At 43.6% G+C, this 17257-nt stretch carries 8 protein-coding genes and 2 pseudogenes; all 10 read left to right on the top strand.

Translation table 11 applies throughout. The features are described 5' to 3' along the window. Positions 1-139: 139 nt before the first annotated feature. A pseudogene (locus tag NBH01_RS24405) lies at positions 140-1135 on the top strand (helicase-like domain-containing protein); the annotation flags it as partial. A 678-nt stretch (positions 1136-1813) separates the two neighbouring features. Then, positions 1814-3487 carry a group II intron reverse transcriptase/maturase gene (ltrA, locus tag NBH01_RS24400; protein ID WP_032559093.1) on the top strand — a complete coding sequence of 558 codons (1674 nt, stop codon included), beginning with the start codon at positions 1814-1816 and terminating at the stop codon, positions 3485-3487. Positions 3488-3585: 98 nt separating this feature from the next. Then, a pseudogene (locus tag NBH01_RS24395) lies at positions 3586-4749 on the top strand (DNA methylase); the annotation flags it as partial. Between the two features lie 657 nt (positions 4750-5406). Next, positions 5407-7332, top strand: coding sequence for a tetracycline resistance ribosomal protection protein Tet(Q) (gene tet(Q) / locus NBH01_RS24390; RefSeq protein ID WP_004291466.1), 1926 nt, complete (start codon positions 5407-5409; stop codon positions 7330-7332). After that, positions 7332-9650, top strand: a complete 2319-nt coding sequence (locus NBH01_RS24385) for a hybrid sensor histidine kinase/response regulator (protein ID WP_004291467.1) — start codon at positions 7332-7334, stop codon at positions 9648-9650. Before tet(Q) ends, NBH01_RS24385 begins: the two co-directional genes overlap by 1 nt. Continuing rightward, complete coding sequence (locus NBH01_RS24380; RefSeq protein WP_004291471.1) at positions 9643-10965, top strand: sigma-54-dependent transcriptional regulator; 1323 nt, start codon at positions 9643-9645, stop codon at positions 10963-10965. The genes NBH01_RS24385 and NBH01_RS24380 overlap by 8 nt, the downstream gene beginning before the upstream one ends. Positions 10966-11244: 279 nt before the next feature. Next, the gene (locus NBH01_RS24375) at positions 11245-11667 is read left to right on the top strand and encodes a dihydrofolate reductase family protein (RefSeq protein ID WP_004291474.1); all 423 of its coding nucleotides are present in this window, start codon (positions 11245-11247) and stop codon (positions 11665-11667) included. 238 nt (positions 11668-11905) lie between these two features. Continuing rightward, positions 11906-12511, top strand: coding sequence for an RteC domain-containing protein (locus NBH01_RS24370; protein WP_004304269.1), 606 nt, complete (start codon positions 11906-11908; stop codon positions 12509-12511). 301 nt (positions 12512-12812) lie between these two features. Next, complete coding sequence (locus NBH01_RS24365; protein WP_004291480.1) at positions 12813-13943, top strand: ATP-binding protein; 1131 nt, start codon at positions 12813-12815, stop codon at positions 13941-13943. 16 nt (positions 13944-13959) lie between these two features. Then, positions 13960-17214 carry a P-loop NTPase fold protein gene (locus tag NBH01_RS24360; protein ID WP_004291481.1) on the top strand — a complete coding sequence of 1085 codons (3255 nt, stop codon included), beginning with the start codon at positions 13960-13962 and terminating at the stop codon, positions 17212-17214. Positions 17215-17257 lie beyond the last annotated feature (43 nt).

Genomic DNA, 17257 nt, shown 5'->3' with positions numbered 1-17257 from the left:
TCTTGTTTGAATGTTATTCTACAATTATAGACGGAATATAATCAGAACTGATTAAGACTCAAAACAAATGATTGCTAAACAATTGAATAATTTTATCGGAAATTCCTAAAAGTTCTGATAATGCGATAAATCCGAAATTTTGGATTTGTGCCACCAGTTCAAGAATCTGACTTTCAACACGCGCCACGACCGTGTGGCGGGATTGGGAAACAGCGAGGGAAGCCAGAAGGCACTTAACATGCTCTTTGCCATACGCACCATACAGGAGCGCACAGGAAAAGACTTGGGTGCGACCTTCCTCTCCGGCACGACTATCAGCAACTCACTGACTGAATTGTACCTGCTGTTCAAGTACCTGCGCCCGAAGGAGCTGGAACGGCAGGACATAAGGTGTTTCGACGCTTGGGCGGCGATATTTGCCAAGAAGACGACGGATTTTGAATTTAACGTGACGAACAATGTGGTCCAGAAGGAGCGTTTCCGCTACTTCATCAAAGTGCCGGAGCTTGCCGCCTTCTATAATGAAATCACGGACTACCGCACGGCGGAGGATGTGGGCGTTGACCGTCCTGCCAAGAACGAGATACTGCACCATATACCGCCCACGCCGGAACAGGAGGACTTCATACAGAAACTGATGCAGTTCGCCAAGACGGGCGATGCCACCTTGTTGGGCAGGCTGCCGCTTTCGGAAACGGAAGAAAAGGCGAAGATGCTCATCGCCACGGACTATGCCCGGAAAATGGCACTCGACATGCGCATGATAGACCCGAATTACGAAGATCATCCCGACAACAAAGCGAGTCACTGTGCCAAGATGATCGCGGAGTATTATCAAAAATACGACGCCCAGAAAGGCACGCAGTTCGTTTTCTCTGATTTGGGGACATACCAGCCGGGCGACGGGTGGAACGTCTATTCGGAAATCAAGCGCAAACTGACGGAGGACTACGGTATACCGCCAAGCGAGGTGCGCTTCATTCAGGAGTGCAAGACCGACAAGGCGCGGAAGGCGGTGATAGACGCCATGAACGCCGGGACGGTGCGTGTGCTGTTCGGCTCTACCTCTATGCTCGGAACGGGTGTGAACGCCCAGAAACGGTGTGTGGCTATCCATCATCTCGATACGCCGTGGGTGCGACATGAAGTCGCATAGATAATTGTTGGAATGATACTTACGGGTATCAGCTTTAACCCGCTGTTCCGTCAGCGGTAGCCTACCGACCGATGCACCTTAATGTTGTATTAAGCGGTCGGGACGAAGTACACTTTCGCAAGACAAGACAGAACCGTGAGGGGAAGTCAAGTACGGTTAGTATCATACCGTAGAGTGGCGAGGCTGGATAGTATGGTTAGCGCAAGCGAACTGTTAGTAAACTTCGTAATGTCACGAAAGAGTGTAAGATACTGGCACACTCTACCCAAAAGGGAAGCGGTCGGTTAATCCTCTCCATGGTAGGATTACACGGATATAAGCACCGCCGGAGGATGAGACAGAACCTAACCTATCCGTTAGTTATCTATGTGGAACATGGTAAGCCTGTATTATCTCCTGTCATGTAAAAATGACAGGTAAGCTGACAGCAATGAAAGCCGAATGGTGTGCAGGTATAAGATAACAGAAAAAGCGAACGCCGTTCTGTAATGGAGCGGATACGGATTGAACCGACATCACGGGCTGATGTGGGCGACATCATCCGACACGAAAGTGGGCAGACTTCTGTGACGACATTAGGTAGGCAATCAAACCGAATGTTGTCAAATGGTGATTCTTTACAATTAACTTTTAGAACTTTCAAAAGGAGGAAAGCAAATGAACGAAAACAAGACATCGTGTGCGCCTGCTGACAATCAACAAACACTTTGGGACAGAATAGACTGGACTAAAGCGGAGTTGGCTGTCAGAAAGCTACAAGCACGAATTGTAAAGGCTCAGAAGGAAGGCAGATACAACAAGGTGAAAGCCTTGCAGTGGACGCTGACCCACTCTTTTTACGCAAAAGCCTTAGCCGTAAAGAGAGTTACTTCTAACGGAGGTGGCAACACCCCCGGAGTGGACATGGAAACATGGGAGAAACCCGAAGCAAAAACACAAGCGATAAGCGAACTCAAACGCAGAGGCTACCAGCCGAAGCCATTGAGAAGAGTCCACATCAAAAAGAGTAATGGCAAACTGCGACCGTTGGGAATACCGACAATGAAAGACAGAGCCATGCAAGCACTCTACCTTATGGCATTAGAACCAGTGTCGGAAACAACAGCCGACTCACGTTCATACGGTTTCCGCAAGGAACGCCGCTGTATGGACGCGGTAATGCAATGCCATAACATTCTCCGAAAAGGCTATTCTCCCGAATGGATTCTGGAGGGTGACATAAAGGGGTGCTTCGACCATATCAGCCATGAATGGCTGCTTGCCAACATCCCTATGGACAAGGCAATACTCCGAAAATGGTTGAAATGCGGCTATATCTTCAACAAACAGATGTTCCCGACAGAGGAGGGAACGCCACAAGGTGGCATTATCTCTCCCACGCTTGCCAATATGACATTGGACGGATTGCAGAAAGTCCTTGCAGAGAAATATAAACGAGTTAGAATCAAAGGTAAGTTATATTCGCCAATGGTGAATCTTGTCCGTTACGCTGATGACTTTATAATTACCTGCGAGAACCGTGAAACACTTGAAAAGGAAATCAAGCCATTGGTAGCCGACTTTATGTCTGAAAGAGGTCTGACCTTATCAGAAGAAAAGACGGTGATAACCAATATCCATGACGGCTTCGATTTTCTCGGTTTCAACATCCGCAAATTCGGCAATGAAATATTGACCAAGCCGACCAAGAAAGCCGAAAAACGTTTTATGGAGAATATCCGTAAGGTGACAAAAGGTCATAAGGGTTGCAAGCAGGAATCATTAATCAGGATGTTGAATGCTAAAATTCGAGGATGGGGAGCATATTATCAGCATGGGGCGACACGTGATTCTTTTCACAGAATCGACCATCAGATATTTCTCGCCTTGTGGCAATGGGCTAAACGCCGTCATTCCAAGAAAGGGAAACGGTGGATAAAAGACCGCTATTGGCACAATATCCGAGGGAACAGCTGGACTTTTGCGGCTAAGTTCAAGAAATCAAACGGCAAAGAAGACCAACTTACCTTGTTGAAACTGGCATCTTCGTTTCCTTTTCTGCAATATACGCAGATAAAGGGGGACATGAATCCGTTTGACGCAGACTGCCGCCTGTACTTCAATAAAAGAATGAAGTCAAAGATGCTTGTGACGCTGAAAGGACGTAAATCCCTGCTTTACCTATGGGAAAAGCAAGGTCGGAAATGTCCGATATGTGGTGAACCGATTGACACGCATAAGGCATGGAATGTAATGCCGACTGTACAAGACGGACGGAAATGCAATATGTTGGTTCATGATGAATGTTTCAAATTATCCCGTAAAAAACAATGGAAACAAGAAGTAGGATGAGCCGGTCTCTGCACACGAACAGAGACTTTGAAAAGCTTGAGCCGTATGAGGGGAAACCCTCTCGTACGGTTCTGAGGGGGGAAGAGGGCAGTAATGCCCTTGACCTACCCGATCGACCGTCCGACTTGCAACAGCGTGACGGACGCGGAGTTAGGGCAGGTAATGAGATTGCCAAACATTTCGCCGGGAACAACGTGGATGTAATCATCTACGCGGTGGAGAAGTCACTGGACAGCTACAAGTTCAACCTCCTGCACTGCAAGCAGACTTTCATAAGCCAGCTCAAAAGCGGTGCGATGGGTGCGCGTACCATCGACGAGGGGGCAATGGACGAAAAATCGGGCATGAATTTCTCGGAATACATGGCGTTGCTCTCCGGCAATACCGACCTGTTGGACAAGGCGAAACTGGAAAAGCGGATCGCATCGCTCGAAGGGGAACGCAAGTCGTTCAACAAGGGCAAGCGTGATTCGGAGTTCAAGCTGGAGTCAAAGACCGGCGAGTTGCGCAACAACACGGCTTTCATAGATGCCATGACGGAGGACTGGAACCGCTTCCTGTCGGTGGTGCAGACCGACAAGGAGGGCAACCGCCTTAATATAATAAAGGTGGACGGAGTGGATTCCGCCGATGAGAAGGTCATCGGAAAGCGTTTGCAGGAGATAGCCAAGAATGCCACGACCGGAGGGTTGTACACGCAGGTCGGTGAACTTTACGGTTTTCCGATAAAGGTGGTGAGCGAAAGGATACTCAAAGAGGGATTGGAGTTCACCGACAACCGCTTCGTGGTCGAGGGGAACTACAAGTACACCTACAACAACGGGCATCTGGCGATGGCTGACCCGTTGGCCGCCGCCCGCAACTTCCTCAACGCGATGGAGAGGATACCCTCCATCATCGACCAGTACAAGGCGAAGAACGAGGTGCTGGAGATGGAGATACCGCAGTTACAGGAGATAGCGGGTAAGGTGTGGAAGAAGGAGGACGAGCTGAAGCAGTTGAAGTCCGAACTTGCCGCCCTTGACCGAAAAATTCAGCTGGAGCTTGCGCCACCCACGCCCGAAGTCGCAGAAAAGGAGAATGAAGGGCAACAGCTCAAGCCGGAAGCGGAAGATGTGAGGAACAGGCAGGCGCAATATCCCGAAAATGCACCGCCGCAGATACGCAGTCCGGCGGATAGTATCGTTGCCAACCATGTCATAATCGGGCGTCCGGGACTGTATGCCAAGGAGGAAACCCGGTCCAAAGGATTGAAAATATAACCTAAGGAATTTTATCTGAAGTATTAATAAGGGCTATCCCAAAAGGTCTAAAAGTAAATTTTATCCTTTCTGCAAGTATCTATAGGATGGCAACTGCATTTTTTTCTTTTTGGGCAGCCCTTATTAAAATTTATTCTTATTTTAGGTTATATACATTCATGTCCATTTATGTAAAAAATTCCTGCTGACCTTGTTTATGTCTTGTCAGTCACCATTTGCAAAACCATATTTGACCCTCAAAGAGGCTGAATTTGATAAGTAACTTGCTACATACTCATAATAAGGAGCTAAATAGAACACGAATGGGAAATACACAAATGCTAAACTAAAGAAGATATTGGCCAAAATAAACGCTATACCGAGAGAGAAACTTGATTTTTCAACTTCCTAAAACGGTGTTGTTCAAACATTTCTACTTATTTGTACTTGCCAGTTGAACCTACGCTTCCCTAATAAAATGTCTATGGTAAAAAGTTAAAAAATCCTCCCACTTTTGTTAGATATATTTTTTTGTGTAATTTTGTAATCGTTATGCGGCAGTAATAATATACATATTAATACGAGTTAGTAATCCTGTAGTTCTCATATGCTACGAGGAGGTATTAAAAGGTGCGTTTCGACAATGCATCTACTGTAGTATATTATTGCTTAATCCAAATGAATATTATAAATTTAGGAATTCTTGCTCACATTGATGCAGGAAAAACTTCCGTAACCGAGAATCTGCTGTTTGCCAGTGGAGCAACGGAAAAGTGCGGCCGTGTGGATAATGGTGACACCATAACGGACTCTATGGATATAGAGAAACGTAGAGGAATTACTGTCCGGGCTTCTACGACATCTATTATCTGGAATGGAGTGAAATGCAATATCATTGACACTCCGGGACACATGGATTTTATTGCGGAAGTGGAGCGGACATTCAAAATGCTTGATGGAGCAGTCCTCATCTTATCCGCAAAGGAAGGCATACAAGCGCAGACAAAGTTGCTGTTCAGTACTTTACAAAAGCTGCAAATCCCGACAATTATATTTATCAATAAGATTGACCGTGCCGGTGTGAATTTGGAGCGTTTGTATATGGATATAAAAACAAATCTGTCGCAAGATGTCCTGTTTATGCAAACTGTTGTCGATGGATCGGTTTATCCGGTTTGCTCCCAAACATATATAAAGGAAGAATACAAAGAATTTGTATGCAACCATGACGACGATATATTAGAACGATATTTGGCGGATAGCGAAATTTCACCGGCTGATTATTGGAATACGATAATCGCTCTTGTGGCAAAAGCCAAAGTCTATCCGGTGCTACATGGATCAGCAATGTTCAATATCGGTATCAATGAGTTGTTGGACGCCATTTCTTCTTTTATACTTCCTCCGGCATCAGTCTCAAACAGACTTTCAGCTTATCTCTATAAGATAGAGCATGACCCCAAAGGGCATAAAAGAAGTTTTCTTAAAATAATTGACGGAAGTCTGAGACTTCGAGACGTTGTAAGAATCAACGATTCGGAAAAATTCATCAAGATTAAAAATCTAAAGACTATTTATCAGGGCAGAGAGATAAATGTTGATGAAGTGGGTGCCAATGATATCGCGATTGTAGAAGATATAGAAGATTTTCGAATCGGAGATTATTTAGGTGCTAAACCTTGTTTGATTCAAGGATTATCTCATCAGCATCCCGCTCTCAAATCCTCCGTCCGGCCAAATAAGCCCGAAGAGAGAAGCAAGGTGATATCCGCTCTGAATACATTGTGGATTGAAGACCCGTCTTTGTCCTTTTCCATAAACTCATATAGTGATGAATTGGAAATCTCGTTATATGGTTTGACCCAAAAGGAAATCATACAGACATTGCTGGAAGAACGATTTTCCGTAAAGGTCCATTTTGATGAGATCAAGACTATCTACAAAGAACGACCTATAAAAAAGGTCAATAAGATTATTCAGATCGAAGTACCACCCAACCCTTACTGGGCCACAATAGGGCTGACTCTTGAACCCTTACCGTTAGGGGCAGGGTTGCAAATCGAAAGTGACATCTCCTATGGTTATCTGAACCATTCTTTTCAAAATGCCGTTTTTGAAGGGATTCGTATGTCTTGCCAATCTGGTTTACATGGATGGGAAGTGACAGATCTGAAAGTAACTTTTACTCAAGCCGAGTATTATAGCCCGGTAAGTACACCTGCTGATTTCAGACAGCTGACCCCTTATGTCTTCAGGCTGGCTTTGCAACAGTCAGGTGTGGACATTCTCGAACCGATGCTCTGTTTTGAGTTGCAGATACCCCAAGTAGCGAGTTCCAAAGCTATTACAGATTTGCAAAAACTGATGTCTGAGATTGAAGACATCAGTTGTAATAATGAGTGGTGTCATATTAAAGGGAAAGTTCCATTAAATACAAGTAAAGACTATGCCTCAGAAGTAAGTTCGTACACTAAGGGCTTAGGCATTTTTATGGTTAAGCCATGTGGGTATCAAATAACAAAAGACGGTTATTCTGATAATATCCGCATGAACGAAAAAGATAAACTTTTATTCATGTTCCAAAAATCAATGTCATTAAAATAATGGAGCGGTCAGGAAATTTCTATAAGGCAATACGGTTGGGATATATACTTATCTCCATTCTTATCGGATGTATGGCATATAATAGCCTCTATGAATGGCAGGAGATAGAAGCATTAGAACTTGGCAATAAAAAAATAGACGAGCTCCGAAAAGAAATAAACAATATCAATATTCAAATGATAAAATTTTCTCTATTGGGTGAAACAATACTGGAATGGAACGATAAAGATATCGAGCATTACCATGCACGGCGTATGGCAATGGACAGTATGCTCTGCCGTTTCAAGGCCACCTATCCAGCAGAGCGCATCGATAGTGTGCGCAGTCTTTTAGAGGATAAGGAACGACAGATGTTCCAGATAGTCCGGTTAATGGATGAACAACAATCTATTAACAAGAAGATAGCCAATCAAATTCCGGTTATTGTACAGAAAAGTGTGCAGGAACAGTCCAAAAAGCCAAAACGAAAAGGTTTCTTAGGCATATTCGGCAAAAAAAAGGAAGTAACTCCAGCAGTATCAACCACTATCCTTCATTCGGTCAATAGAAACGTAATCAGCGAACAGAAAGTGCAGGATCGCCAATTGTCGGAACAAGCCGACAGCCTTGCAGCTCGTAATGCAGAACTTAACAGACAACTGCAAGAATTGATTTGCCAAATAGAAGAAAAGGTACAAACCGAACTGCAAAGCCGGGAAAACGAAATAGTTGCCATGCGTGAAAAGTCATTTATGCAAGTAGGCGGTTTAATGGGATTCGTTCTTCTATTGTTGTTAATTTCCTACATCATCATACATCGTGATGCAAAAAGCATTAAACAATACAAGCACAAGACAACTGATTTGATAAGGCAACTGGAACAATCCGTACAACGGAACGAGGCACTGATAACGTCAAGGAAGAAGGCGGTACATACTATCACCCATGAACTGCGCACACCGCTGACAGCAATAACAGGCTATGCCGGACTGATACGGAAAGAACAGTGTGAGGATAAGTCCGGGCAGTATATCCAAAACATACTGCAATCCTCCGACCGTATGCGGGATATGCTTAACACTTTGCTTGACTTCTTCCGCCTGGACAACGGCAAGGAACAGCCCCGTCTGTCACCCTGCCGGATTTCAGCAATCACGCACACACTTGAAACGGAGTTCATGCCTGTTGCCGTGAACAAAGGGCTGTCCTTGTCCGTGAAGACTGGACACGATGCCATTGTATTGACCGACAAAGAGCGAATAATACAAATCGGGAATAACCTGCTGTCAAACGCTGTCAAGTTCACAGAAGAAGGCGGTGTTTCTTTGATTACTGAATATGATAATGGAGTTCTGACACTGGTCGTTGAAGATACAGGTACAGGCATGACAGAAGAGGAACAGAAACAAGCGTTCGGTGCGTTTGAACGTCTATCAAATGCCGCCGCAAAGGAGGGTTTCGGGCTTGGGCTTGCCATAATGCGTAATATTGTGTCGATGCTTGGCGGAACAATCCGTTTAGACAGCAAGAAAGGGAAAGGCAGTCGTTTCACAGTTGAAATTTCTATGCAGGAAGCTGAAGAACAGCTTGGATATACAAGCAATACACCTGTTTATCATAACAATAAATTCCATGATGTTGTCGCCATTGACAATGATGAGGTATTACTTCTGATGCTGAAAGAGATGTATTCCCAAGAAGGAATACACTGCGACACTTGCACCGATGCTGCGGCACTGATGGAAATGATACGCCAGAAAGAATACAGCCTGTTGCTGACAGACTTGAATATGCCCGATATAAACGGTTTCGAATTGCTGGAACTGTTGCGTTCGTCCAACGTGGGCAATTCACCAACAATCCCGGTGGTTGTGGCAACCGCTTCGGGCAGTTGTAACAAAGGGGAACTATTGGCAAAAGGCTTTGCCGGATGCCTGTTCAAACCGTTCTCCATATCGGAACTGATGGAGGTTTCCGACAGGTGTGCCATAAAAGCGACACCGGACGGGAAACCGGACTTTTCCGCCTTATTGTCCTATGGCAATGAAGCCGTCATGCTGGAAAAGTTGATAACTGAAACAGAAAAGGAAATGCAGGCGGTACGGGATGCAGCAAAAGAAAAAGACCTGCAAAAGCTGGATTCCCTGATCCACCACCTGCGCAGTTCGTGGGAGGTGCTCCGTGCCGACCAACCGCTGAATGTACTTTACGGATTGCTTCGTGGCGATGCTCTCCCGGATGGTGAAGCGTTAAGCCATGCCGTGACTGCCGTGCTGGATAAGGGAGTGGAAATAATACGGTTGGCAGAAGAGGAAAGGAGAAAATACGAAGATGAATAAGACAAAAATAATTGTGGTGGAAGACAACATCGTGTATTGCGAATATGTCTGCAATATGCTGTCACGGGAGGGCTACCGCAATATGAAGGCTTACCACCTCTCAACCGCGAAGAAACATCTGCAACAGGCAACAGATAATGATATCGTGGTTGCCGACCTGCGTCTGCCTGACGGCAGTGGCATAGACCTTTTGTGCTGGATGCGAAAGGAGGGAAAGATGCAGCCCTTCATCATTATGACCGACTACGCCGAAGTTAATACCGCCGTGGAAAGCATGAAACTCGGCTCGATAGACTATATTCCCAAACAGCTTGTGGAGGATAAACTTGTCCCCCTGATCCGTTCCATACTGAAAGAACGTCAGGCAGGACAACGCCGTATGCCTATATTCGCCCGTGAAGGTTCCGCCTTTCAGAAAATCATGCACCGCATAAGGCTGGTAGCCGCCACCGATATGAGCGTGATGATATTTGGTGAGAACGGCACGGGCAAGGAGCATATTGCCCACCTGTTGCATGACAAGAGCAAACGTGCAGGCAAGCCATTTGTGGCGGTGGACTGCGGTTCACTCTCCAAAGAGCTTGCACCGTCGGCTTTCTTCGGACACGTCAAAGGTGCATTTACAGGTGCGGACAATGCCAAGAAAGGATATTTCCATGAGGCGGAAGGCGGCACGTTGTTTCTGGACGAGGTAGGAAACCTCGCGTTGGAAACCCAACAGATGTTGCTCCGTGCCATACAGGAGAGGCGGTATCGCCCGGTCGGAGACAAGGCAGACCGGAATTTCAATGTCCGCATCATCGCTGCTACCAATGAAGATTTGGAGGTATCGGTGAATGAAAAGCGTTTTCGGCAGGATCTTCTGTACCGCCTGCACGACTTCGGGATAACCGTTCCTCCGTTGCGTGACTGTCAAGAAGACATTATGCCGCTGGCAGAGTTCTTCCGTGATATGGCAAACAGAGAGCTGGAGTGTAGCGTGAGCGGGTTCAGTTCCGAAGCACGTAAAGCGTTGCTGACACACGCATGGCCGGGCAACGTGCGGGAACTTCGGCAGAAAGTTATGGGTGCTGTATTGCAGGCGCAGGAAGGTGTTGTCATGAAAGAGCATCTGGAACTTGCCGTGACGAAACCGACCTCTACTGTCAGCTTCGCCTTGCGCAATGACGCGGAGGATAAGGAGCGGATATTGCGTGCGTTGAAACAGGCAAACGGCAACCGGAGTGTCGCCGCAGAACTGCTCGGCATAGGCAGGACAACACTATACAGCAAACTTGAAGAGTATGGACTTAAATATAAATTCAAGCAATCATAGCCCGTAATTCACTGAATTTGGCTATCTTTGCATAACATTTGAGAAAAACGGCGATTGGCAGGAGCTTTTCGCCGCCAACATATAGGATAAGACCGCAAGGCGTTTCAAGCGAAAATCTGGTAAATTGGAACTACGGAGACGATTGCGTGATGCTTATGCTATGCTTACGCATAGCGTGCATTCACGTACTCTCCGTAAAGGCTTTACCAGAGCCATCGCTTGAAGGTAGTGTGAATTGCACGCTACTTTTTTACCCTTGCCTAACGAAAGGAAACGATTATGGGTAAAGTTCAGATTCTCGCCGTACTGACGATGGACGGATGTCTTTCTTCAGAGTTATATGATAAAGCACATCAGGATTTGTGCCTTGACCGTTGCGGTCTTGATGAAATCAGGAAGAAAGCCTTTTACCGTGTGACACCGGACTATTCCATTTCAATGCTGCACGAATGGAGAAAAGACTGCACAAACATCCGTTACCTCGCGGAAGCCACACCGGACACGGCAGACTATATAAACGGACTGCTGCGGATGCACGCTGTGGATGAAATCATACTATACACCGTTCCTTTCATATCCGGAAGCGGACGACATTTTTTTAAGTCGGCTCTGCCAGAGCAACACTGGACGCTTTCCTCTTTGAAAAGCTATCCCAACGGTGTATGTCGCATTATCTATATCCTTGATAAAAAAGCAAGATAGCCAAAATGTGCGGCAAGCATACATTTCTATTTTCAGGAATAGAATAAATGTTCCGATTACAAACAATTTAAGTCGGAGATAATTTGTCCTTGTGAAAAAATACTGAATTTTATACCTCTGAAATCCAGCACTTTGTAAAATTGAGTGTTGGATTTTTTATTTTCTGCCGCGTTTTTTGCCAATTATATTCATGTGCGCACGCAGAAAACAAAGTGTAATTTTCAAAATTGACAGAACCATGAATTATTTCTTGCTGGCGGAAACCGACTTTTTCCGCCTGATAAACGAAGCCGGCGACTGCAATATGGAAACGGCATACACGGCTTTCGCCACCCAAGTGATCGAACTGTGCAACGGCGGCATGGACATGAACCTTACCGTCATCGCGCTTGCCTACATCGAAATCGAGTTGCAGCACCATCCCGTACGTAATCTGTCAGAAGAAAAAAGAGAGATTGCCGCCTACGTCAGCAAGGCTCTGTCTTTCGTAAGAAAGATGCAGAAATTCCTTGCCACGCCCCAAGTGCCACCACTAATATCCGCCAACAACGCAACAGAAACCACCGCCAGCCTTCTTCAATGGACGGGCAATGCCATCGACCTCGTGGAACTTATCTACGGCATAGACGTGATGGGCTGCATCAACAACGGCAATATGCCGCTCAAACAGCTCGCCCCACTTCTCTATAAGATATTCGGGGTTGATTCTAAAGACTGCTACCGCTTCTACACTGATATCAAACGCCGGAAGAACGAAAGCCGCACCTATTTCATTGACAGGATGCAGGAAAAACTGAACGAGAGAATGTTGCGTGATGAGGAGTTGGAGCGGATGAGAAAATAAAAAAATATCCATTACATATGAGAAGACAGGAATACTCGTATCCTGTCTTTTTATTTTCATTTAATTATATATTAATTAGCACAATATATGTGAGTTTTTCATTCCTATAAGGACAAATTTCAGAAACGTATGTCTGGTAAATTATTGAGTCATCATAGTATGAACATATATCATTACTAAAAACAATGAAACAACTTCCATAAGATTGTGGTTGTAAAAATCGCCATTTAATAGCCCGTTTTTTTTGTAAAATTCGCCAATTAAAAAAATATGATTATCTTTGCATTATATTTTATAAGGTATGGAAACAGTAAATAGAATACTTCAAGAGAAGATTACAGCACGAATCGCGCCCAATAAAGCAGTACTGATTTTTGGTGCTCGCCGTGTTGGTAAAACGGTAATGATGCGTAAAATTGTGGACAACTATTCAGGTAGGACGATGATGCTCAACGGCGAAGACTACGACACATTAGCACTATTGGAGAATCGCTCAATAGCCAATTATCGGCATTTATTGGATGGTATTGATTTGCTGGCTATTGATGAGGCACAGAACATACCACAAATCGGTAGTATTCTGAAGTTGATAGTTGATGAAATACCGGGAATAAGTGTCTTGGCAAGTGGTTCTTCGTCATTCGATTTGCTGAATAAGACTGGTGAACCGTTGGTCGGCCGCAGTACGCAATTTCTCCTTACACCATTCTCGCAACGGGAAATCGCACAGACGGAAACGGCACTTGAAACCCGCCAGAACCTCGAAGCGCGCTTGATTTACGGTTCCTATCCCGAAGTAGTAATGATGGAGAACTATGAACGTAAAACAGACTACCTACGTGATATTGTCGGTGCATACCTGCTTAAAGATATCTTAGCAATTGACGGCTTAAAAAATTCGAGCAAGATGCGCGATCTACTGCGATTGATAGCTTTTCAGTTGGGCAGCGAAGTTTCTTACGAAGAGTTAGGTAAACAACTCGGCATGAGCAAGACGACCGTTGAAAAATACCTCGACCTATTGGAAAAGGTCTTCGTTATCTATCGTCTGGGGGCTTATTCGCGTAACCTACGCAAGGAGGTTACAAAAGCTGGCAAGTGGTACTTCTACGACAACGGCATTCGCAATGCCATTATCGGGGCTTTCTCACCGCTGGCCATTCGGCAGGATGTCGGTGCGCTGTGGGAGAACTACATCATCGGAGAGCGGCGCAAAGCGAACTTCAATGAGGGACTGCACAGGGAGTTCTATTTCTGGCGCACCTACGACAAACAGGAAATCGACCTGATTGAGGAGAGTGCCGACAGTCTTACCGCCTTGGAGTTCAAGTGGGGAAATAAAATGCCGGCCGCACCGAAAGCCTTCCAAGAAGCCTATCCCTATGCCGAGTTTCATGTGGTAAATCGGGAGAATTATTTGGAGTTCGTATAATCAATAAATTACGTATATGGAAACAAAACTACAATCCAAACAGCAATATCCGCGGTTTATCCAAAATAAACCGTGTGGTATTGACAAATTCGATGGAGGTTCGCAAGAAAGGTTGGCAAAAACTATTGCTCGCCATTTTTGTCAGAATGATTCATTGGATGAGGAATGTACTTTACCTCGAATTATCGGCATCGAAGGTATTTGGGGATCTGGAAAATCCAACGTGGTTAAAATGTTGGAACGTGAATTATCAGACGACTATTACTTTTTTGAGTATGACGCATGGGGACATCAAGAGGACTTGCAACGCCGCTCTATATTGGAATTGCTTACAAGCAAACTTATTGATGATGGTATCCTATCTGGAAATGCAACAATAAAAGTCAAAGGTGGAGGTACGAAAACCGTATCATGGTCTGAAAAGCTGAAATATTTATTAGCCCGTAAAACGGAGACCGTAACCGAAAAATATCCCCTTATCAGTAATGGTATGGTTGCGGCATTTTTGGTTGCAGTTTTAACTCCGATATTTACATTTATTGCGTATGCAGTAAAACCTACACCCACAACATGGTGGTTTTCTTTATTGTCTATTATCATAGCTGCACTGCCAGTTCTTATTGCATTGTGCGTTTGGAAATGGGCATATAGCAAAGATCATAAATATGGATGGAGTTATATGTTAGCTATTTATCAAGATAAAGTCGAAAAGGACGTTTGCTATGAGACTTTGAGCGAAGACGAACCAACGGTTTACGAGTTCAAAACATGGATGCAAGACATTTCTGATTTTATCAAGGAAAAAGGACAACGTAAATTAGTCCTTGTTTTTGACAACATGGATCGTCTCCCCGCTGAAAAAGTAAAAGAATTATGGTCTTCTATCCATACGTTCTTCGCCGATAGCGGTTTTGAAAATGTTTGGGCTGTTATTCCTTTCGATGAAACACATTTAGCTTGTGCATTCGGAGATGAGACCGACGAACAAACGAAACAACTGACCAAGTATTTTATCAATAAAACTTTCCCTATTGTTTATCGTGTTGCTCCTCCTGTTATTACCGACTATCGAAGTATATTCAACAAACTGTTTGTTGAAGCATTTGGAGAAACAGAAAATGAAGCGAAAGAAACTATAAATCGGATATTCAGATTGGTAAATCCTAATGCCAATGTTAGGGAAATTATATCATATATCAATGAGATGGTCGCTCTTAAACAAGAGTGGTGTAACGAAATTTTGATGATAAACATAGCATTGTTCTGTTTGAAGAAGACGGATATTCTGGCAAATCCAGTAGAACAAATATTGTCCGGCGACTATCTGAATGGCATTCAAACAATAATTAACAATGATCTGCAAACACAACGCGAAATTGCAGCTTTGGTATATGGTGTCGATGTTGAAGATGCTCGACAAATTCCATTGAAAAAATATATTGAAGGCTGCATCAACGGAGAAGAAGACCACGACATAAATCAATATGCAGAGACTAATAAACAATTTGACACTGTATTAGAAGAAGTTATACAATGTATGGACAATGCGCTTATCGATAAGATTATACATTGTTTGCATAAATTAACTCGAAAGAGCGATGTTATTCTGCGTGTATGGCAAAGAATAGCACAATTGAAATTAAAAGAATCCATAGAGAAGCAGGTGTTCCCTGTCGAATACCAAGAACTGCTGTTGCATTTAGACACGGAAAGCCAAAACCATGTGATTGCTCAATTATATAAGAAGATAGTTCGGTTCAATGACTTCAATGGCGGCGACTATTTCAAAACGTTAGATGCAATAGACAGGTTTATTGCGCAAAATAAGTTGGCGTGCGATTTTACGTCATTGATTGAAGCAAAAACAGTCAAGCCAAATACATTTATCGATTATATTCAAGCTGCAAATGCAACAGATGCTGCCTATCGGGATAACGCGACAACTAAAGCATATAAATATTATCAAGTAGCAACAAATTCGGAGGCGCTCGATAATTATTTGGCAAACTTACTACCCGATAATTTCGACCATGCAGATATTGTAAAAACGTTAAAAGATAATTCTACCTATACGTTTCCAACGCTTTTGCAAGCGATCACGAATTGCATTGATGAACAGAATGTAAATAAAGATAATATAGGGGCTATATTTACAACCTATCGTTTATTGGCATCTGACGAAGAAAGACCTTTACCTGTAACGTTAGATTCAACCTACATAAATCAGTTGCATTCTGAATTAGAAACTGATGGCCGAAACATTAAAGAGTCTGGATATTACGATTTAGTCGCCATGCAATTGGCACATGGTCATTCCGTTTCCTTAATAGAGGGTGGAGATATAAAATATGTTGCAGAACTCATGGACTATTATGTGGATCATGGAGACTTATTAGTAAATAGTGTGGGATGGAATATACCGCTATTAAATGAAACACTACAATACATGGTAAATCATAAACTTGGCTATAAATTATTGCTCTCAGACATATTGCCCCAATTTGAAGATATTAAGAACAGAATAGGTGTAACGGATGAGGTATTTATCGAGCATTTAGCAGAGTGGAATACCGATTTGGATAAGTATATCACTAAGAACAATATTAAAGATGTAATTCCTGACGCATCTTTTTACGATTTGACCACTAAAATAAGCAATGTCCTGACCGATCATATCAATAAAATAGCGTTCGAAGCGTTGTCTGAAATAAGTGTTGATACATTATACGCCCAAAGAACAGCACATACATCATATTATTGGTTTGTCGCAATAAAACATTTACTGGCTAAAATCAAATCCTTGCCAGATAACTTGACTGAATTTGGCAAAAAGATTCTGATGGATATTGCTTCTGGAACTCAAAGTTTGAATCCTTTCCCTAATTGTTTCAAGAATATAGTTGAAAGATTGGATAAACGAAAAATTAAATCGACAGTTACCGATATAAGAAATGATTTCTGCATCGGTAAAAAGACTATCAATGCAATAAAGTTTCAATTTTTCGAAACATGGCTTAGATCGCATGGTAATTTGAAAAGTCAAGCTGGAGACGTTATTGATAAAATAGTGAAACCTGTAATTTCCGATGGGGCATGCCGTTCATTGATTCTGCAAAACAAAGATTTTTATATGGATTTAATAAATACAGCAGGGGATGATGCTTATGAATTGAAAAAGAGTCTCCGAAACCTCATACAAAAAGATTCAGATCCGCAATTGGTTAAATTTGTCAATTCGATAGATTCAGTACCTGAGGTTGAAACCGCGTAAGTATTTGTCTAACAAGTCCGAATTTTACGATTTTACCCGTCAG

The sequence above is a fragment of the Bacteroides sp. B1-V-101 genome (assembly GCF_023656585.1).
Classification (GTDB): Bacteria; Bacteroidota; Bacteroidia; order Bacteroidales; family Bacteroidaceae; genus Bacteroides; species Bacteroides thetaiotaomicron.
This window is presented reverse-complemented; position numbering and strand designations above follow the sequence as displayed.